The 19,419-nt window shown below is 60.2% G+C and carries 23 protein-coding genes; 9 read left to right on the top strand and 14 right to left on the bottom strand.

Translation table 11 applies throughout. The annotated features are described in order from the left end of the window. The first annotated feature begins 75 nt into the window (after positions 1-75). Complete coding sequence (locus RAS12_RS02005) at positions 76-315, top strand: hypothetical protein (protein ID WP_306944829.1); 240 nt, start codon at positions 76-78, stop codon at positions 313-315. Between the two features lie 604 nt (positions 316-919). On the opposite strand, the gene RAS12_RS02000 is transcribed toward RAS12_RS02005, so the two are convergent. Further along, positions 920-1,507, bottom strand: coding sequence for a hypothetical protein (locus RAS12_RS02000; protein ID WP_306944828.1), 588 nt, complete (start codon positions 1,505-1,507; stop codon positions 920-922). 184 nt (positions 1,508-1,691) lie between these two features. On the opposite strand from RAS12_RS02000, the gene RAS12_RS01995 reads away from it, so the two are divergent. Next, positions 1,692-3,620 (top strand): tetratricopeptide repeat protein, encoded by a 1,929-nt coding sequence (locus RAS12_RS01995; RefSeq protein WP_306944827.1) that lies wholly within the window; start codon positions 1,692-1,694, stop codon positions 3,618-3,620. Positions 3,621-3,696: 76 nt separating this feature from the next. Here the strand turns inward: RAS12_RS01995 and RAS12_RS01990 are convergent, their stop codons facing one another. Then, positions 3,697-5,337 carry a methyl-accepting chemotaxis protein gene (locus RAS12_RS01990; RefSeq protein WP_306944826.1) on the bottom strand — a complete coding sequence of 547 codons (1,641 nt, stop codon included), beginning with the start codon at positions 5,335-5,337 and terminating at the stop codon, positions 3,697-3,699. A gap of 468 nt (positions 5,338-5,805) precedes the next feature. Here RAS12_RS01990 and RAS12_RS01985 point away from each other — a divergent pair, with 468 nt between their 5' ends. Next, the gene (locus tag RAS12_RS01985; RefSeq protein WP_306944825.1) at positions 5,806-6,162 is read left to right on the top strand and encodes a DUF1428 domain-containing protein; all 357 of its coding nucleotides are present in this window, start codon (positions 5,806-5,808) and stop codon (positions 6,160-6,162) included. 145 nt (positions 6,163-6,307) lie between these two features. Next, complete coding sequence (locus tag RAS12_RS01980; RefSeq protein ID WP_306944824.1) at positions 6,308-6,805, top strand: VOC family protein; 498 nt, start codon at positions 6,308-6,310, stop codon at positions 6,803-6,805. A 57-nt stretch (positions 6,806-6,862) separates the two neighbouring features. Here RAS12_RS01980 and RAS12_RS01975 read toward each other — a convergent pair whose 3' ends face one another. The 3 genes from RAS12_RS01975 to RAS12_RS01965 form a co-directional block, all read right to left on the bottom strand. Further along, positions 6,863-7,387, bottom strand: coding sequence for a DUF1993 domain-containing protein (locus tag RAS12_RS01975; RefSeq protein ID WP_306944823.1), 525 nt, complete (start codon positions 7,385-7,387; stop codon positions 6,863-6,865). A 145-nt stretch (positions 7,388-7,532) separates the two neighbouring features. Beyond that, the gene (locus RAS12_RS01970) at positions 7,533-8,639 is read right to left on the bottom strand and encodes an extracellular catalytic domain type 1 short-chain-length polyhydroxyalkanoate depolymerase (RefSeq protein WP_306944822.1); all 1,107 of its coding nucleotides are present in this window, start codon (positions 8,637-8,639) and stop codon (positions 7,533-7,535) included. A 119-nt stretch (positions 8,640-8,758) separates the two neighbouring features. Next, a complete protein-coding gene (locus RAS12_RS01965; RefSeq protein WP_306944821.1) occupies positions 8,759-8,932 on the bottom strand; it encodes a hypothetical protein in 174 nt (57 codons plus the stop codon). 279 nt (positions 8,933-9,211) lie between these two features. Between RAS12_RS01965 and trhA the strand changes: the two genes are divergently transcribed. Further along, positions 9,212-9,856, top strand: a complete 645-nt coding sequence (gene trhA, locus RAS12_RS01960; RefSeq protein WP_306951728.1) for a PAQR family membrane homeostasis protein TrhA — start codon at positions 9,212-9,214, stop codon at positions 9,854-9,856. Positions 9,857-9,865: 9 nt separating this feature from the next. Here the strand turns inward: trhA and RAS12_RS01955 are convergent, their stop codons facing one another. Then, entirely contained in the window at positions 9,866-10,633 is a 768-nt protein-coding gene (locus RAS12_RS01955; protein WP_306944820.1) for an AraC family transcriptional regulator, read from the bottom strand. 126 nt (positions 10,634-10,759) lie between these two features. Between RAS12_RS01955 and RAS12_RS01950 the strand changes: the two genes are divergently transcribed. From RAS12_RS01950 to RAS12_RS01940, 3 genes are all read left to right on the top strand, one after another. Further along, a complete protein-coding gene (locus tag RAS12_RS01950; RefSeq protein ID WP_306944819.1) occupies positions 10,760-11,575 on the top strand; it encodes a sulfite exporter TauE/SafE family protein in 816 nt (271 codons plus the stop codon). Between the two features lie 210 nt (positions 11,576-11,785). After that, positions 11,786-12,178, top strand: coding sequence for a DUF4168 domain-containing protein (locus tag RAS12_RS01945; protein ID WP_306944818.1), 393 nt, complete (start codon positions 11,786-11,788; stop codon positions 12,176-12,178). 165 nt (positions 12,179-12,343) lie between these two features. Continuing rightward, entirely contained in the window at positions 12,344-13,045 is a 702-nt protein-coding gene (locus RAS12_RS01940) for a glutathione S-transferase family protein (protein WP_306944817.1), read from the top strand. On the opposite strand, the gene RAS12_RS01935 is transcribed toward RAS12_RS01940, so the two are convergent. Both RAS12_RS01935 and RAS12_RS01930 read right to left on the bottom strand, forming a co-directional pair. Further along, positions 13,046-13,807 (bottom strand): ABC transporter permease, encoded by a 762-nt coding sequence (locus RAS12_RS01935; protein WP_306944816.1) that lies wholly within the window; start codon positions 13,805-13,807, stop codon positions 13,046-13,048. Continuing rightward, positions 13,804-14,727 carry an ABC transporter ATP-binding protein gene (locus RAS12_RS01930; RefSeq protein WP_306944815.1) on the bottom strand — a complete coding sequence of 308 codons (924 nt, stop codon included), beginning with the start codon at positions 14,725-14,727 and terminating at the stop codon, positions 13,804-13,806. Before RAS12_RS01930 ends, RAS12_RS01935 begins: the two co-directional genes overlap by 4 nt. A 310-nt stretch (positions 14,728-15,037) precedes the next feature. Between RAS12_RS01930 and RAS12_RS01925 the strand changes: the two genes are divergently transcribed. Then, on the top strand, positions 15,038-15,379 hold the full coding sequence (locus tag RAS12_RS01925; RefSeq protein ID WP_306944814.1) for a zinc ribbon domain-containing protein YjdM: 342 nt from the start codon (positions 15,038-15,040) through the stop codon (positions 15,377-15,379). A gap of 48 nt (positions 15,380-15,427) precedes the next feature. Here RAS12_RS01925 and RAS12_RS01920 read toward each other — a convergent pair whose 3' ends face one another. From RAS12_RS01920 to ccoO, 6 genes are all read right to left on the bottom strand, one after another. Then, positions 15,428-15,664, bottom strand: a complete 237-nt coding sequence (locus RAS12_RS01920; protein WP_306944813.1) for a hypothetical protein — start codon at positions 15,662-15,664, stop codon at positions 15,428-15,430. Positions 15,665-15,679: 15 nt separating this feature from the next. Beyond that, on the bottom strand, positions 15,680-15,925 hold the full coding sequence (locus tag RAS12_RS01915) for a FixH family protein (RefSeq protein WP_306944812.1): 246 nt from the start codon (positions 15,923-15,925) through the stop codon (positions 15,680-15,682). Positions 15,926-15,944: 19 nt separating this feature from the next. Next, the gene (gene ccoG, locus RAS12_RS01910) at positions 15,945-17,435 is read right to left on the bottom strand and encodes a cytochrome c oxidase accessory protein CcoG (protein WP_306944811.1); all 1,491 of its coding nucleotides are present in this window, start codon (positions 17,433-17,435) and stop codon (positions 15,945-15,947) included. Between the two features lie 76 nt (positions 17,436-17,511). Next, the gene (gene ccoP / locus RAS12_RS01905) at positions 17,512-18,489 is read right to left on the bottom strand and encodes a cytochrome-c oxidase, cbb3-type subunit III (RefSeq protein WP_306944810.1); all 978 of its coding nucleotides are present in this window, start codon (positions 18,487-18,489) and stop codon (positions 17,512-17,514) included. After that, positions 18,486-18,659 carry a cbb3-type cytochrome oxidase subunit 3 gene (locus RAS12_RS01900; RefSeq protein ID WP_306944809.1) on the bottom strand — a complete coding sequence of 58 codons (174 nt, stop codon included), beginning with the start codon at positions 18,657-18,659 and terminating at the stop codon, positions 18,486-18,488. Before RAS12_RS01900 ends, ccoP begins: the two co-directional genes overlap by 4 nt. Position 18,660: 1 nt before the next feature. Beyond that, on the bottom strand, positions 18,661-19,413 hold the full coding sequence (ccoO, locus tag RAS12_RS01895) for a cytochrome-c oxidase, cbb3-type subunit II (RefSeq protein WP_306944808.1): 753 nt from the start codon (positions 19,411-19,413) through the stop codon (positions 18,661-18,663). Between the last annotated feature and the right edge of the window lie 6 nt (positions 19,414-19,419).

Here is a 19,419-nt window from a genome sequence, read left to right as displayed (position 1 = left end):
GATATATGCCGATCCGCCGTGAAATTCCAACGTGCCAGCTGGCCCGATGTAAGTCTCCGTTGCTTGACTCGTGATTTGACTCAGCACATCGTGCCCGGACGCGTTGCGCAACATGCCAGCCTCTACACGCAAGGCCGCTTGCGGGCCAACGTTAACCAGTCCGCCACCGAACAATTCAACCAGCCCGGCATGGCCAGCGGCACCAAACTGCGCCGTGCCAAAAATATCCAAGGCTGGCGCGCGTATGTTGAATTGCGCGCCAGTATCCGCAGCAACGGTACTAAGCTTGCCTGCTTGAAAAATCAGTCTTTGTAGCGGTGAGAGGTCCACATCGGCCGCCGCGATCAGCGACCCGCCAGCCATGTATATCGGCGCATCATCCACAGAATCAAAGGGAAGCTGCAATGAAATGCCATCGCCGATCACTGTTGCCTGCGCCATCGCCGAACTCAACAGCAGGACGCTTCCAATAGCCCATGCCGGAGCCATTGCACGCAACACAGCCGCCGCCAAAGGCTGGAGCTTCAATCTGTATCGGGTGTTATTGGAACTAATCTGATCTTGCAGCGTAAAACTCGAGACTACGTGTTGGGTCGTCATATCGGATTTTTATATTCAAGCTTTTTTAACTTCGGGCATCGCCCGATCCGGTTTTCATACGAAACGCACTAATTAGCGCGCCGATGATAACCCACAAAAAACTTTGAATATCTTTAACCCATGATTACCGCAACGAGCGCATCGACGACCATTAGAAAAACACTCTAATTTCCGACCATCCCCTCACAGAGAAATGTGGAAATCGGAGATCAGGTTAATAACACTTCGCGCTTCAAACATTGAGAATTTAGCGCAATGCCATACCGAGATAGCACTTAGAACTGGTATATCAGTCGATCTACTATTTAACCCGCCACGCCTACAACTCCAGCACATCCAGCAAATTACCGGCGTCGTCTGCGCTGCCCATGATTTGAGTCACCTCAAGCAGTGCGCGCGCCCGGTGCTGCGGCTTGACTACCCAGTCGTCATCGCGCCAGTCTTCATCCGCATCCAGGCATACCACGCCGATTGCGGCCAGGGCAGCCGCCAGTGTGTACAGGTCTGGCGCTATCTCGCCCGGGTCCCACGCTCCCGTTCCATGAATGGCGTGCAGGATTCGGCCGCTTGCAGTATCCAGAATGAACGGATCGGCATTCTGGTCAGCGATTACTAGCCAGTTGTCCTGCCAATCTGCCACGCGCTGCCCGTTTGACGCATCCCAGCGGTAACCCGCCTGAAGCGCCCACAGCCGATGCAGTGGCGGAAAACTGATGTTTGTCTCGGCCAACGCAATACCAACCGGGCCGACGTTCTCATGGTAGGTCGCACCCCAGGGGCCGACGCGTTCGTAGAACTCGGCCAAGACTTTGGGCAGCGGGATATCGCCGCGCCATAGGTCTTGCGGCTGCGAACGGAGTTCACCGAACCTGGAAAAGAGGTCATGAACCTGTTGAATTGACGTCATGTATGGCGAAGGGAAATAGAGGCAGACTGCATTTTGCAATGAAACGGCTGAGCCCCGCATTGCCGGGAAACGTCGGTGCACACGTTAAAGAGAACCCTCGGCGCACAATTCGCTGCGCCACCAAGCCGCATTGAACGATAATGCGCGCTCCCCTACCCCTGCGCCCCAGCCGTGGAGCTCTTTCTTGAGCAAAAACAACTTTCCTGTCGCGAATACGCTGACGATTCCCGACGCATTGAATAAAGCCTATGCCCATTGGAATGCCGGGCAGGCGCCTCAAGCCGAGCAACTTTGCTTGCGGGTATTGGCCGTGGCCCCAGATCAGACGGATGCCAGGCATCTATTGGGATTGATGGCGCACGCTTATGGCCAGGCGGACGTGGCGATTGCCCACTTGCGCGAGGCTTGCCGGTCTCCAATTGCGCCCGCTCTGTATTGCAGCAATCTGGCCGAAATGTGCCGCCAGCAAGGCTTACTGCCAGAGGCCGAGAGTTTCGCCCGCCGAGCGATCGCGTCCGACTCAAAGCTGGTCGGCGCCTGGAACAACCTGGGCATCATTCTGCAAGAGGCTGGCAAGCTCGAAGCTAGTCTGGAGTGTTTGCAGCGAGTGGCAGAGCTGCTGCCGGATAGCGCCGATGCGCACAATAATCTGGCCAACACTTACAAGCGTCTGGGGAATGGCGGGGCAGCGCAAACGCACTACCGGCGAGCGTTGGAACTAAACCCCGATTACGCGCAGGCGCTCAGCAATCTTGCGCTGACACTCAGTGACGATGGCCTCCATGACGAGGCCTTGGCGTCGGTACGGCGGGCGATCGAGATCGATCCCCAGTTCAAGGACGCTTATCAGAATCTGGCGAAAATCGAGCACGCTTTGCTGCGCCACCTTGAAGCGCAAGGCCTGAACACGGCGGCAGTCCCTGCCGGCACGATGACGGGCGGCGGCCTTCCAGATGCCGCCGCCCTGGAAGCCTTGCGAACGCAGGCGCAAGCCCTGCTGCAAGCGCAGCGTTACGCCGAGGCCGAGGCCATGTTGCGTCAGCCGCTGGCATCAGGCTCCGGCCCGATCGTCCTGTGGAAATTGCTGGTGCATGCGCTGCGCCCGCAAGGCAAGGTGGATGAGGCGCGCACCATTCTGGAGATGGTCGCCCGCACGGTGCCAGGTGATCTGCATGCGCGCTTCGATCTGGCCGAGGTCATGCTGTTGCAAGGTGACTTCGACGCAGGCTGGCGCGAGTACCGCTTCCGCTACCAGCTGACACACACGGCGTTATTGCGACGCCACGTACAGAAGCCCCGCTGGGACGGGCAATCCATCGCCGGTCAAACACTGTTGATCCACGACGAACAAGGGTACGGCGACACCTTCCAGTTCCTGCGTCTGGTCGCGCAGGCACGTGCGCGCAGCGGCGCCCGGGTCATCTTGGAAGTCAATCCGGAAAGCTATCCTCTTGCCGCACGCAGCGGAGGGTTCGACGAGATCATCCGTTTGGGCATGATCCCCCCTGCCTTTGATTGCCATTGCGAGCTGATGAGCCTGCCCATGGCGCTCGGTCTGCAATTGAGTGACTTGCCTGTCAGTACCCGCTATCTACGCGCCGATCCAGACCGCGTTGAGCACTGGAAAAAGCGGCTGGCATCGCTGCCACGGCCTTTGGTGGGACTGGTCTGGGCAGGCCGGCCGACGCACACAAACGATGCGCGACGCTCTCTCGCGCTATCAGACTTGGCGCCGCTGGCGCAGCAAGGCGTGACGTTCGTGGCCCTGCAAAAAGGGCCCGCCGCCGCGCAGGCAAGCGATCCGCCCGCAGGCATGAACATCGTGCCGCTAAGCGATGAAATCCGTGACTTTGACGACACCGCCGCCATCCTCACACTGCTCGACGTGCTGGTGTCGGTTGATTCGTCGCCGGTGCATCTGGCTGGCGCGCTGGGTTGCCCAGCGTGGGTCATGCTGCCCTTTGTGCCCGACTGGCGCTGGCTGCTGGATCGCGGCGACACGCCCTGGTATCCGTCGGTGCGCCTGTTCCGGCAATGTGAACCGGACACTTGGGGTCCGGTTCTGGAAGACATTGCCGTGGCCTTGGGCAAACTACGTGATGGCGTTGCCTGACGCCTGAACATCACGCAAGGCCTGACCGGCGCGACTGCCCATGCGATCCGCTATCGCCGCAGCAGACGCGCCGCCTTCACGTCAGCATCAACGTCCTGCGGCCCGGAGCGGGAAGCCCAACGGCATCGCGATGGCGGACATCTTCTGCCAGACGGAATACCCCCACGGCTCTGACCAGCTCGCGCGCCTGATCCTGCATGGAACCCGCGGCGGCCGCAGCCTCTTCCACCAGGGCGGCATTCTGCTGAGTCACCTCGTCCATCTGCGACACGGCGCGGTTTACTTGATCAATGCCACTGGCTTGTTCTTGCGATGCCGCCGCGATCTCGCCCATGATGTCGGTCACGCGTTTCACTGATGCCACGACTTCCTGCATCGTTGCACCGGCGTTTTCCACTTGAGTGGAACCTTCGCTGACCCGGCCGGCAGAATGCTCAATCAATTGCTTGATTTCACGCGCCGCCTGCGCGCTGCGCTGCGCAAGCGAACGCACTTCGCCCGCTACGACGGCAAAGCCCTTGCCTTGTTCGCCCGCACGCGCCGCTTCCACTGCGGCATTCAACGCCAGGATATTGGTTTGGAAGGCGATGCCGTCAATCACCGATACGATCTCGGAGATCTTGCGCGAGCTGGCAGAGATGTCGCCCATGGTGTTCACCACAGCAGATACGACAACGCCGCCACGCTGCGCGATGGCCGACGCGCTGGCGGCCAACTGATTGGCTTGCAGCGCATTGTCGGCGTTCTGCTTCACCGTTGATGCCAGCTCCTCCATCGATGCAGCAGTTTCTTCCAGGGACGCCGCCTGCTGTTCAGTACGGCTGGACAAATCGGTGTTGCCGGCCGCGATTTGGCCCGAGGCGCTGGAGATCGTTTCCGACCCCGCGCGTATGCTGCGGACCGCATCAGCCAGTTTTTCCTGCATGTCGTGCAGCGCGCGCATCAGGCGGCCCGTCTCGTCCTTGGTCCGCGCTTCAATGGGGTGACCCAGATCGCCCCGCGCCACGGCCTCCGCCACGGTGACCGCTTGAGCGAGAGGACCTGTCACGGATTTGGCGGCGCGCCATGCGAAGAAAGCGCCAAGGACTAAAGCCAAGCCCGACAAGACCAGGTTCATCCGGCCTGCGTCATCGATCACTTTCTGGCTGGCGGTGCCGGCTTCGGTCATTTCCGCAGATTGAATTTTGGAAATCTCGATGATGCGGTCCTGCAAACTATCCAGAATAGGCAGCGTTTCATCCAGCAGACGCTGACGCGCCGCCTCGCGCTCGCCGCTTTTCAGCAACGCGCCCACCGCCTGGAACGATTTCACATAGCGGCCGCGCACAGCTTCCAGCGTCTGTAGCGTTTCGCGTTCCTGCGGGGTATCAAAAAACGGCCGCATTGTCGCCAGCGCCTGATCGATCACCTGGCGGTTAGCGTCTACACGCTGGAAAAGTTTGGCGGCTGCCTGGGGGTCGGTATTGACGATCAATTCCAGATTGGTCCGCGCATTGGCGCGCGTGGTGACATCGATGGTCGCAATGGCGTTTGCCTTCGTCCATGTGTCTTGAGTGATCGTCTGGTTGATACGGCCAATGTGCGTAAGTTCGTATTGGGACAGGCCCGTCAGAGCCAGCAACAGCGCAAGCACGGCGCCAAACCCCAGCGCCAGCCGGGTTGCAATAGATAAGTTGCCAATATTGAAGCGGGAAATCGTCATAGTTTCTAGATTCAAGAGTGTCGATCCCCAGCCAATACCGCGCGGTCAGCGCGGCACACACGGAACATCGATAAGGGAAAACCCTAGTCTAAAACCTACGAAACATTTGGCAAGATTTTTATAATTTATGTTTGAGAATTAGCAATCGCTGCTGAAAAAGATATCGCGAATTCAAAGCAATTCGGCGATTTATGCCGCACGAAGACCGGAGATCGTGCCGTACGACCCGCGCTATTGATAACGCTCGCGATAGCCAACGGGCGACATGCCGCAGTATTTATTGAAGATATTCCGGAACGCCGTCGTGCCGTTGCCGCCAACTTCGCACCCGCAGGAATGTCGCAATCCCCTATCTGAATTGCCGGCCAACCCCGATAAAGTGACATCTACCGGCCTCACGCCGGACGGTGGCAAACACGGTACAGACCCGGCTCGCGGGCGTTGCGTCACCGGATAAAACAACATGGGTCCAAGGAGACATCGATGGAAAAATATATAGATGGTTACCTGCTAAGCGTACCCAAGGCAAACCTGCCGACGTACACAAAAATGGCAGAGCAGGCGAAGGCAATCTGGCTGGAGTACGGGGCGCTGGATTACCGCGAATGCGTGGCGGATGACATTGACCGGGAAGGCTTCGGGTCGTTCACGGCGGCCGCCGGCGCGCGCGAAGGCGAGACCGTCGTGTTTGCGTGGATCTTGTACGCGAACAAGGCCGAACGCGACCGGATCAACGCCAAAGTCATGGAAGACCCCCGGCTGACAGGCATGTCCTGCGAAGGCGTGTTTGATTTCAAGCGCATGTGCTGGGGCGGCTTCAGCACACTGGTCGCGAAATAAGCCCGTCCCTGTTCGATAAATATTTTTGGACGGCGTGTCGAAACCGGCACCTCCCGTTCGTCGTAGTGTCAGGACGGCCTGAACCGCAGCGCGGGTGGCCGCCCCTCTTATCCGTGCAGTCATTGCCCACCTTAGGAGACACACCATGGCCACCCCTTCAAACAAGCCCATTCCCGAAGGCATGCACACGCTCACACCGCATATCGTGTGCGAAGGCGCGTCGGATGCTATCGCTTTTTATAAAAAGGCCTTCAACGCCCAAGAGCTGGCACGATTGCCAGGCCCCAACGGCAAAGTCATGCACGCCGCTATCCGCATTGGCGATTCCGTACTGATGCTGATGGATGATTTTCCGGAATGGGGCAGCCTGGGACCCAAAGCGCTAAAAGGCTCGCCGGTCACGCTGCACCTGTACATGAACGACGTAGACGCCGCCATGCAGCAGGCGGTAGACGCAGGCGCCCAGGTAACGATGCCGGCCGCAGACATGTTCTGGGGTGACCGCTATGGCCAGGTGGTGGACCCGTTTGGCCACCGCTGGTCCATTGCTACGCACAAGACCGATTTATCGCCCGAGGAAATCCAGCAGAACATGGCCAAAATGGGCGACATGTCCGGCTGCGGCGACGCTGCAAAAAAATAAGCAGTGCCTGCGGACCGGAACTCAAGGGTTCCTGTCCGCCTTGGCGTGCCGCCAAACTTATGCCTGGCTGGCTTGTTCGAACGGTCCCAGGAAGTCGAACTTGCCAATTTTCACGCCTGCATTGCGCAAGATGTCATAGGCGGTCGTGACGTGAAAGTAGAAGTTGGGCAGCGCAAAAGTCAGCAGGTAGCTGGCGCCATTGAATTCGGGCTTGAATTCCCCGGCATTCAAAACGATCTTGCGGGATTCTGATCCGTCCAGTTGATCTGGCGTCACGCTTTGCACGTATGCAATGGTGTCCGCGATCCGTTTTTGCAACTGTTCGAACGTCGTTTCCTCGTCAGGAAATTTTGGCGCCTCGCCTTGCGACAGGCGTTGGATGGCGAACTTGGACGTGTCGCTTGCACGCTGAATCTGCCCCGACAGCGGATACATGTCAGGGGCCAGACGGGCATTGATGAGTTCGGACGGATCGATGTCTGCGGCATCGGCATGGGCAGCGGCTTTTTCCAACAGCGTGGCCAGCACGGTCAAGCCGCGGACGAAGGCGGGCACGGAAACCTGGTAGATGGATAGGGACATGTTGAAATATTCCAAAAAGGCTAGCCAAGACTGAGCAGCGTTGGGCTCGGAGGGGTCTCGGGAATGCCGCGATCTTACCGCCGCCCTCTGCCGATTTTTGGTCTTGCGGGCCCGACATGTCCATTCCCGATTGACGAACAATAGCCTACGAATCCGGCAAAACGGCCCCCGTGCGCCGCAAGCCCTGAAAGAAGCGCCAGATCAGCGCAGATGCGTCCGGCCCGCCACGCGCGTGGTATTTCACCGCTGCGTCGCCGCCACTCCAGGCGTGTTCCACGCGGGTGATCTCGCACAACCGCAGTATTGTCTTGCGGCCTTGCAACATGTCTACACGCCGGTACGCCTTTTCGGTGCCCAGGCCCAGCACGCGTTCAACGGGAAGATCTTCCGGGCGCAGGTCGTTCAATGCCCGGAATTGTTCGAACAACTGCCTGGCATTGCGCGGCACCACTGCCGGGTCCAACTGCCCCTGCAGAATCATGGCGGGCATACCCAGCTTGAACACGGCGGGGTCCGCCACGCCTTCAAGCAAGGGCAGCAAGGGCTTGACGCTGCCGCGCCGCATCGTACCGATGCCGCCGGTGGCGCTGTGGGCATCACCCACCACCGGCCCGGAATGCATCGCAAGCGCGGCGATCAGTGCGGGGTGACGCAAGGCCACCAGCGCCGCCATGCCCGCCCCCGCTGACAGACCGGCGATATAAACGCGCTCCGGGTCCACACCATGCCGCGGAATTTCCGCCCGGATCAACGCTGCGATCAGATCAGCCTCGGCGCCGCCATGATCGGCGTCGGGCTGGAACCAGCGCCAGCAGCGCTGCATCTGGCGAGTCATGGACTGCTGCGGATACAGCACCATAAACCCCCCCGCATCGGCCCATTGATTCATGCGCGTACCACGCGCAAATGCCAGCGAGGTTTGCCGGCAACCGTGCAACATCACCACCAGCGGCATGCCGCTACGCGGCGCGGATACAGGCGTATAGCGCGCAAACGTCAGTTGGCGCCCGGACCCGTCTGAAAACTGCCGCGAGGCTTCCCAGCGGCCATTGCCCAAGGAAGGCGCCACAGGCGTTCGCGCAGCCGCAGGTGGCGCCGCACGGGCCGCCTGACGGGCGGCAACCGCCGCCTTGCGCGCCGACACGGTGCGCTTTCTTGCGGTTTTGGGCGCCGCAATGCGCAACGCCGCACGCTGAAGCTTGCTGAGTTTTTTTGCGGCTTTGAAAAACAGATTGGTAAAACTGCGCGCCATTGCTAGGCCTCGGCCAGTAAACCCTCTACGCTTGGCTGCACGGCGGCATTTGCATGCCGCCGGATCGTCATTGACGACACGCCGACCAGCTCGTCCACCTGATTGCAGACGAATGGACCTTAGAACTTCGCCGCGCCACCGCCCGTCAACATGAACAGACAGGACATCAGCGAGACGGCAATTGTCAGCACGCACAACACCCTGACCACTTTGCTTGAGTCCGGCCGCGTCAACATCGCTGTCATGCGGGTAATGATGTAAGCCCCCACCATAAGGCCAATTGCCGCAATCATCCCTGTCCCCCCTTGTAAGTCTTGTTGCGAACGCACAAACGATTTGCTGCAGTTGTAAGCGTGGAACAACGAACATTTACCGCCTCTAAGGGCGGATTTGATGCTGCGTGAAATGTATCACACAGTAACTGCCATGCCCTGCTTTTCGTCGCACGAGGTGTGCTTCGGTTTGCACAAAATCAAGCGCGGCCCGCATCTATCGACGAAGGAGCCTCCAGCCGCTTGAGCAGCGGCCGCAAACCGCCTATGGTGGAAGCCTCGCATCAACAAGACGCATTCATGTTCCCAAACGACAGACCCCAGACCCTGGGCGAAGAAATCGCCAACACCATCAGCCATGGCGTAGGCGCGGCGGGAGCCGTTGCGGCCGCCCCCATTTTGATCGTGGCCGCAGTGCGCCAGGGCGACACAGCCTTTATTGCCGGGGCAGCCGTATTCGCTTTGTCGATGTGCTTGCTGTATCTGGCATCCACCATCTATCACGCGCTGCCCAAGTGCCGCGCCAAGCAGATTTTCAACGTGCTGGATCATTCGGCCATCTATCTGCTTATCGCCGGAACCTATACGCCGTTTGCCTTGGGCGCCTTGCGCGGCCCGTGGGGCTGGACGCTGTTTGGCTTGGTCTGGGGTCTGGCGCTGATAGGCGTGGGGCTTAAGGCCAGCAAGCGGCTGAACCGCCCAGCCGTGTCGACCGGCCTGTACCTCGCGATGGGCTGGCTGGTGATCATCGCGGTGAACCCGTTGATCGAGCGCGTGCCCACGGGCGGACTGTGGTGGCTGGTTGCGGGCGGGCTGGCCTACACGGGCGGCGTTGTGTTCTTTGTTTTCGACAACCGCTGGCGCTACAGCCATTTCATCTGGCATCTGTTCGTACTGGCCGGCACGATCTGCCACTTCTTCGCGGTACTTTGGTACGCGGCATAACGCCGCGTCCTAGTCCTGCCGCAAATACTCCGTGGGCGGCCGGCCCAGCACTCGGCGGAACATGGTGGAAAACGCAGCAGGACTTTGATACCCGAAGTCCAGCGCAATCGTCGTCACCGGCACGCCGGATGCCAGCCGCGCCAGCGCAAGCACCACGCAAGCGCGCTGGCGCCATTCAGAAAACGCCATCCCTGTCTGCTGACGAAAATACCGGCTGAACGTACGCAGGCTCATGTGCAGTTGATCTGCCCACATCTGGGGCGGCACATGCGCATCGGGCGCGGCAATAAATGCTTTGCACAGCGGCGCCAGGCGCTTGTCGCGCGGTAGCGGAATATGCAGCGGCAAAACGCAAGCCCGGTCCACTTCATGCAGCAGCAGCGCAGCAAGTGCGCCGTCGCGGCCGTCAAGGTCATAGGCGGCGGGCATGTCGACGGCTTCCGACAGTAGCTGGCGCAGCAGCGTAGATACCTCGATCACTTCGCACACAGAACGGCCTGCGCGCGCCGCGCCGGGTTCCAGATAGGCGCTGCGCGTACTGACGTCCAGCATCCTGACCTGATGCGTGACCCCTGCGGGAATCCATACCGCGCGTTGAGGCGGCACGACCCAGTTGCCGTCCCGCGTCACCACGTGCATGACCCCGGTGGCGCCGTACAGCAACTGGGCGCGGCGATGCGCGTGGGCGGGCAATAGATGGCCCGGCGGATAGTCGTTGCCAATGGCGACCACGGCACGATTTAAGGCGTCGTAAAGGTCAATATGGGTATTGCGCATGGGATGTTGAACGAAAAAAGCGCCCGCGGGTCTATTGGCCGAAACTAAAACATTATTGTCCAATACTCGAAAGCTAGCCATGACGAGCCGCCGTATCGTGACTTTTTTCCTGCAAGGATGCACGGCATGCTGTATCTGGTGTTGGCCTTATTCGGTTGCTTAAGCGGCGTCACGACCGTCCTCTTCGGCTTCGGTGGCGGCTTTGTCGTCGTGCCCGTGCTGTTCGGCGTCTTGACGGCCACGCATGGCGCGCAAGACGCCATCGGCTTGTCAGCAATGCACATCGCCGTTGCGACGTCTACCTGCGTCATGATCGTCAATTCCATAGCTGCGACACGGAAGCATCGGCGCGCCGGGAACATCCTGCGCGCCTACGTCTGGCCCCTGGCAGCCTTTATCGCCATCGGCGCCCTGCTCGGTGCACTGGCCGCCACGCATGCCAGCGGTGAGCTGGTGCGTTACGCCTTCATCGCTTATCTGGCGGTGACGATCCTGGATTGTCTGCTGCGCCAGGGTTTCCTTGCCCAACACGGCGCCGAAACGCCACGGCCCCTGGGCCAGGCCGTCGTGGTCGGAGGCGGCATCGTCATCGGCGCCATCGCCACCTTTCTGGGCGTCGGGGGCAGCGTGATGACGGTACCGCTGCTGCGCCGCCGCGGCCTGCCAATGGCCAAGGCTGCGGCGATGGCCAACCCGCTGACCTTGCCCGTGGCAATTGTGGGCACCGTAGCCTACATGGCGGCTGCGCGCGAGCTGCCCGCTGCACTTGCGCCGTGGATTGTGGGCTATGTGGACTTGCTTGCCTTCGCGGCGCTGGCGCTGGGGTCGCTGGCGGGCATCCGGCTCGGCGCACCCTTGATCCCGCGCATTCCTGACCGCCTGCATGCCAAGGTCTATGTGAGCCTGCTAGCTCTGGTGATGTTGAGCATGTTGCTCATTTGATCCCGAATGCCGCGAACGTTAAGAAACATCGCGGCCAGCACCGACTACGAAACCACGCAAAACGTTTCTGCCCCCGCCCCAGGGGGCTCCCTCCTAAAGCGCACGCCCATATCGTGGTCTGCCGACACAGGAAAACACATCGCGAAACTTGTCCCTTGCGGGGTCTGGTCGTCATTATGGTCAGACATTCAACCGGAACAAGGAGGTTTCATGCAGCGTTCCACTTACGCATTCCTATCCGCCGCCATTCTGACGACGGCGTTGTCCGGTGCTCCCGCCCTGGCTCAAAACGCCAGCCAGCAACCGGCCCAGCCGCAGATGGCGCCCGCCATTCAACAGCCTACTGATCAGCAGTTACAGCGCTTCGCATCTGCCTCGCAAAAGATCTCCGGCGTAGTCGACGAATACCGCCCCAAGGTTGACGCGGCCAAGACTGACGACGCCAAGCAGAAGGTGGTCCAGGAAGCGGACGCCAAAATGGTGAAGCTGGTGCGTGCCGACGGTCTTAGCGTCGAAGAATTCAATGGCATCGGCCAAGCCGTGCAGCAAGACCCGCAGTTAAAGCAGCGGGTCATGAGCATGAGCCAGGGCGCGCCGAAGTAAGGCAGGCTCCCTCAACAAGGCAAGCCAGGCCGGACCGGGGATTGTCCGGCCAGCGCCACACGCTCTACGGACGTGTGGCGCTTTTATTTTGTTCGATGTGAGCGCCCCTGGCGCAGTATCCTAGCTCCGGTCCTATCCACAGGCACGTCCAAGGAGCGCGGTATCTTGACCCCGGATCTCACCCTCTATGACCTGGCCGGCGCAGACGCGTCGCTGCGTTTCAGCCCGCATTGCTGGAAGACGCATATGGCGCTGGCCCACAAAGGCTTATCGGCCAAGACGGTTCCCTGGCGCTTCACTGAAAAAGAGTCCATTGATTTTTCAGGCCAGAAACTGGTGCCGGTGCTGGTGCACGACACGCATGTCGTCAGCGACTCCTGGCAAATTGCCTGCTATCTGGAAGACACCTTTCCCGAACGCCCGTCGCTGTTCGGCGGCGCCGGCGGACGCGCGGTAAGCCTGTTTGCAAACGCCTGGGCAGATACCACGCTGGTACCCACCCTGGCTCGGCTGCTGCTGCCGTCCATCCACGGCCTGATCCATGAAAAGGACCAGGCGTACTTCCGCGCATCGCGGGAAAAGCGGTTTGGAAAGCTGGAAGATCTGCCGGCGGGTTATGCCGTGCAAATCGCGGCGCTGCGCGACGCTCTGCTGCCACTGCGCCAGACCTTGGGCAAACAACCCTATCTGGCGGGCAGCCAGCCCGCGTACGCCGACTATGCCGTGTTCGGCATGTTCATGTGGGCCCGCTGCACCAGCCCGCAGGAACTGCTGGCCGAAGACGACCCGGTCCATGCCTGGCGCGAACGGCTGCTCGATGCCTTTGACGGCCTGGCACGCCGCGCGCCCATGAGCCCGGGCGACTGATCAGGTCTTGAGGCGGTAACCCGTCTTGAAGATCCAGCGCACGCCCAGCAGGCAGGCCAGCAGGAACACCAGCGTCATGCCAACGCTCACGCCCAAACTGACATCCGACACGCCGTAAAACGCCCACCGGAACCCGCTGACCAGATAGACCACCGGATTGAACAAGGTGGCGGTCTGCCAGAACGGGGGCAGCATCTTGATGGAATAAAAGGTGCCGCCCAGAAATGTCAGTGGCGTGATGATCATCAGCGGAATGATTTGCAGCTTCTCAAAGCCGTCAGCCCACACGCCGATGATGAAGCCGAACAGACTGAACGTCACCGCGGTCAGCACCAAGAAGCCCAGCATCCAGAACGGATGCGCGATGTCGAACGCCACGAACAGCCTGGCGGTCGCCAGCATGATCAGCCCCAGGATGATGGACTTGCTGGCGGCGGCGCCAACGTAGCCCATCACAATCTCCACATAGGAAATCGGAGCTGAGTGGATTTCGTAGATGGTGCCCGAGAACCGCGGCATATAGATACCGAAGGACGCGTTGGCGATACTTTGCGTCAGCAAAGACAGCATGATCATGCCGGGCACGATGAAGGCGCCGTAGCTGACCCCATCGATCTCCACCATGTGCGAACCGATGGCCGACCCGAACACCACGAAATAAAGCGACGTGGAAATCACCGGCGACAACACGCTTTGCATCAGCGTGCGCCAGGCCCGAGCCATTTCAAACAGGTAGATAGCGCGAATGGCGTAGAAGTTCATGATTGACCGTGTACCAGGCTGACAAAGATATCCTCAAGCGAACTTTCCGATGAATTCAAATCCGTGAATTCGATCTCAAGGCGGCTCAGGTCGTGCAGCAGCTGCGAAATAGCGCCGCCGCCCTGGTTGTCATAGGTGTAGACCAGTTTGTAGCCGTCGGCCGACAAGTCCAGTTGATAGGCATCCAGCGCCGTCGGAATACCCGGCAGCGGCGCCTTCAAAGTCAAGGCCAGCTGGCGCTTGCCCAGCTTGGCCATCAACGCGTCCTTCTCTTCGACCAGGATGATCTCGCCCTTGCGGATCACACCGATGCGGTCGGCCATTTCCTGGGCTTCTTCAATATAGTGGGTCGTCAAAATGATGGTGACGCCGCTTTCGCGCAGGCGCCGCACCATTTCCCACATACCGCGCCGCAGCTCTACGTCCACGCCCGCCGTCGGTTCGTCCAGGAACAGAATCGCGGGTTCGTGCGACAAGGCCTTGGCGATCATGACCCGGCGCTTCATGCCGCCAGACAGTGCCATGATGCGGCTGTCCTTCTTGTCCCACAACGACAGTTCGCGCAGCACCTTTTCGATGTAGGCGGGATTGGCGGGTTTGCCAAACAGGCCGCGGCTGAACGTCACCGTATTCCACACGCTTTCAAACGCGTCGGTGGAAATCTCTTGGGGCACCAGGCCGATCTTGGAACGCGCCGCGCGGAAATCCGACACGATGTCATGGCCGTCGGCCAGCACGCGGCCGTCGGTAGGATTGACGATCCCGCAAATAATGCTGATCAGCGTCGTCTTTCCCGCGCCGTTCGGCCCGAGCAACGCAAAAATCTCGCCGCGCTGGATTTCCAGATTGACGCTTTTCAGCGCCTGGAACCCCGAAGCGTACTTTTTGGATAAATCCTGAACTGATATGACCGGCTGCACACGAGCCCCCAACGTGACCAATAGCCCGAGATTTTACCCGTCACTCGAAGTCGATCTGTACGGGGTAACCGAACGGTGTGTTTCACTTTTAGAAAATAGCGGGTAGCGCGAGGCAGCTCGCGTTGACAGACAAACTTGAAAAAGGGCGCATTCCAGACGTCCGCCCTCCTGCCGCAATAAAAAGGCATTTTATTGACCCACTGCAAGCAGATAAGCGATGAAGAGGGCCTGTTGAATACAGACAGGCATTCCACTGCGAAGTACAATCACGCATCGCGCATTCTGCGCCCCATCACCCCGAGGTACACCTGTGAGTGCATTGCCCGCCTGTCCAAAATGCCAATCCGAATTCACCTACGAAGATGGCAGCGCCTATGTCTGCCCGGAGTGCGCGCATGAATGGTCGGCAGACGCCGCCACTGCCGCGGAAGACGATGTTCGTGTCTACCGCGACTCGGCCGGCAACGTCTTGCAAGACGGCGACACCATCACCGTCATCAAAGACCTGAAGCTCAAGGGTTCAGGCGGCGTGGTCAAGATGGGCACGAAGGTCAAGGGCATCCGGCTGGTCGACAGCGACCACGACATCGATTGCAAAATCGACGGCTTTGGCCAGATGAGCCTGAAGTCGGAATTCGTCAAGAAAGTCTGAGCTTGCGCAGCCGCCCCGCCTGCATCGACAGGCGGGGCGGGCGAACACTCAGACGTCCTCGTCCTCTTCGGGCTTGGGCATCAGATAGGCCGTGAGCGTGCTCGACAGCCCGGCCATTACCCACAGCACGAAAAAAGACACGGTATAAAAGCCCGTGCGCCCGGTAGGCACATGCCCGAAAATCGCCACATCCAAGGGATCGATTAGGGCAAAAATCAGTGCGCTTCCCACCGCAGCCGCCATGAAAGACGGCCACAAGATCCACATCAATGAACGCAAGCCCATCTCTGTTCTCCCTGTTTAAGGATTGACGCGCACGGCGCTCGCGGCAGCGGCCCCGTCGGCAGCCTTGGGCGCGGTCTGTTCAATCACCAAACCGCGTTTGACCACACCGTCCAGTATCGGCTGGGTGCTGAACTGGGTGTACGCGAAATAGATGGTGATGAAGCAGCCAATCATGGCCACGAACGGGCCGGCCATGAGAATCCATGGCCAGGGCTCGCGATACCAGGGTTTCACGATCGGGGCGGGCTGAGCAATGTTCATGTCGATATCCTTTATGTGCTCAATCAGGCACGTAGAAACTGGCGGGTTCGTCGGTCTCGATGGACCGGTTTTCACCGTCTTGGCCGCGCGCGCGCAGCGTGATGGGATGGGCGCCGGGTTCAACGCCAGCGGGGGCGCGGATCACCATGGGCAGGAGCTTGTTGGCAGCAGCTTGCACTTCGACCACATCAGACCCCTGTTGACCGGCCAGCACGGCGAGCCCCGGTATGCCGTCGGCCGACAAGCGCAGCCGCATTGGCGTATCCGACGTGTTGATGATCTGCAAGCGGTAGACGTTTTCAATCTGGCCACCCGCCACTTCACGGCCCAGCGCGCCCCGATCGCGGATGACGTCCACGCGCAAGGGATTGCGTACCGCAAGCGACCACACGAACGCCACAGCCAGCAGCAGGATCATGGTGCCGTAGATCAGCACGCGCGGGCGCAGCAGGTGCGATAGCGCGCTTTTCCCGTTCAGACCTTCCTGTATCGCCCGGTCAGAGGTATAGCGGATCAGACCCGGGTCATATTGCATCTTGCCCATGACCTGGTCGCAGGCGTCGATACAGGCGCCGCAGCCTATGCACATGTATTGCAGGCCGTCGCGAATATCGATACCGGTCGGGCAGACCTGCACACACAAGCTGCAATCCACGCAGTCACCCAAGCCCGCCGCCTTGTGGTCCACTTTGCGCGAACGCCCGCCGCGCGGATCGCCACGGCGCTTGTCATAGGTGACGACAAAGGTATCGGGATCTACCATGACGCTTTGGAAGCGAGCATACGGGCACATGTACTTGCACACGGATTCCCGCATGAAGCCAGCGTTGCCCCAGGTGGCGAAACCGTAGAACAGCATCCAGAACCATTGCCACGGACCCAGTTGCAGCGTGAACAACTCATGGCCCAGTTCGCGGATCGGGGCGAAATACCCGATGAAGGTGGAGCCTGTCCACCAGGCCAGCGCGATCCACAGAAAATGCTTGGTGAGTTTCAGGCGCGCTTTGCGCCATGTCCATGGCGATTCATCCAGACGGATACGCGCGATGCGGTCGCCTTCAACCTTGCGCTCGATCCACATGAAGATTTCCGTGTAGACCGTTTGCGGACAGGCGTAACCACAGAACAGCCGCCCTGCCACGGCAGTAAACAGAAACAGCGCCAGCGCCGAGATGACCAGCAGCACAGCCAGATACACCACGTCCTGCGGCCACAACACCATGCCGAACAGGTAAAACTTGCGCGCGCCCAGGTCAAACAGCACCGCCTGACGCCCGTTCCATTGCAGCCAGGGCAGACCGTAGAAAATCAGCTGGGTGATAAAAACAAAAGCGATGCGCCAGCGGGCAAAAATGCCGCTGACGGATCGCGGATAAATCTTGCTGCGCACGTCCTCCAGCGTTTGTTCCAGAGTCTCTTGCCCGGGACGCGGCGGACGCGTATGGGGCCGCCAAGGCGGCGGGTCACCGCCAGGCGAACTGCTGACGCTTGCGGTTGACCCTTCTTCCATTTGCTGCTCCGTACTGTAAGTCTAATGATATGGGGGCCGCGGTTCCGCGCCCCCCACTTAAGCACCGCGAATCGATTTACTTCGCAGCGGTGGCTGCAGGAGTGGCTGCGGGGGTAGCGGTGCTGTCGCCCCCGGCTGCCGTACCCGGCTTGTTCGACAAACCCCAGACCCAGGCCGTCAGAATCTTGATCTGCTCCGGGCTCAGGATGTGATCGTGCGCCGGCATGCGGTTGTCACGGCCATCAAGAATCGTCTTCACGATCGATGCTTCCGAACTGCCATACAGCCACACATCGTCCGTCAGGTTGGGCGCGCCCAGCATCTGGTTGCCCTTGCCGTCCACACCGTGACAGGCGACGCAGAAGTTGCCGAACTCGCGCTTGCCGCGGAACACTCGAACCGGGTCGGTCGTCAGGCCCGACAGCGAACGCACGTACTGTGCAATGTCGCCAGCCGTCTTGGCGTCAATGGCGGCTTTCCAGGGCGGCATCACGCCGTGACGCCCTTCCTTGATGGTCTTCATGATGATTTCCGGCGTACCGCCGTGCAACCAGTCACCGTCCGTCAAGTTGGGAAAGCTGAAGCCGCCCTTGGCATCCGAGCCATGGCACTGCGCACACGTGTTCAAGAACAGGCGTTGGCCGATTTCACGGGCGCCCGGATCTTCAGCGATCTGCGGCACAGTCATGGTCTCGAACCGCGCGTAGATCGGACGCACGGCTTCGGCCATTTGGGCTTGATGCTTGGCCACTTCCTCGGTGCTGCTGTAACCCAGCTGGCCCTTGTACGAACCCAGACCCGGCATGAAGAACAGGTAGCCCAACGCAAACACGCAGGCCAGCAGGTACATCCAGGTCCACCAGGTGGGGACCGGGTTGTTCAGCTCGGTCAGGTCGCCGTCCCAGACGTGGCCCGTGTCCTCGACCTTGCCGTTGGCGGGCTTGTTGGTGAGCCAGCGGCGCTGTGTATACAGCAGCCACACGCACCACACCACGCCACCCACGGCCACGACCGAGATGAAATACCCCCAGAAGCCATTAACGAAATCGCTCATGACCGATTCGCTCCATCTTGTTGTCCCTGACCGAACTCATCGGGCAGTGCGAACGGCAACATGGCCGATTCGCGATTGGCGCTCTGGCGGCCGCGCGAGCAAGCCCACCAGACAATGCCGAAAAAGGTTGCCATCGAAATGGCGGTAACGATTGCGCTCAGGTAGCCCATATCAGCCTCCCGTTGCCGCTTGCGCGGCGGGCTGCACAGCGGATTGCGCGGCAGGCGAAGTGACAGCTTGGTTTGCCTTCTTGGCTTCTTCGGCCTTTTTGGCTTCTTCAGCCTGCTTGGCCAATTGCGCCTTGCGCACGCCGACACCCAGATGTTGCAGGTAGGCAACCAGCGCGTCCTCTTCCGTCTTGCCTTCGATGGCCTTCGGCGCGTCAGCGATGTCTTTGTCGGTATACGGCACACCCAGCATGCGCAGGGCGCGCATGCGGTCCGCTACGTTTTCACCGGTAATGACCGTCTTTTGCAGCCAGGGGTAGGCGGGCATATTCGATTCGGGCACCACCTTGCGCGGATCACGCAAGTGGATGCGGTGCCAGTCATCGGAATAACGCTCGCCAACGCGCGCCAGGTCAGGACCCGTGCGCTTGGAACCCCACAGGAATGGATGATCAAACACCGATTCCGCCGCCGTCGAGTAGGGACCGTAACGTTGCACTTCCGCAGCCAGCACGCGGATTTGTTGCGAGTGGCAACCCACGCAGCCTTCACGGATGTAGACGTCGCGGCCCATCAAACGCAACGGGCTGTAGGGTTCCACCCCAGCCACCGGCTGGGTCGTGCTGTGCTGGAAGAACAGCGGAACGATCTGCACCAGGCCTGCGAAGGACACCACCAGGATGCTGGCGATGATCATCCAGCCGATGTTCTTCTCAAGCGTCTGGTGCGAAAAGAAACCAGGATTCTTGTTGGCCATGATGTC

Source organism: Achromobacter seleniivolatilans, assembly GCF_030864005.1.
Taxonomy (GTDB): domain Bacteria; phylum Pseudomonadota; class Gammaproteobacteria; order Burkholderiales; family Burkholderiaceae_B; genus Achromobacter; species Achromobacter seleniivolatilans.
This window is presented reverse-complemented; position numbering and strand designations above follow the sequence as displayed.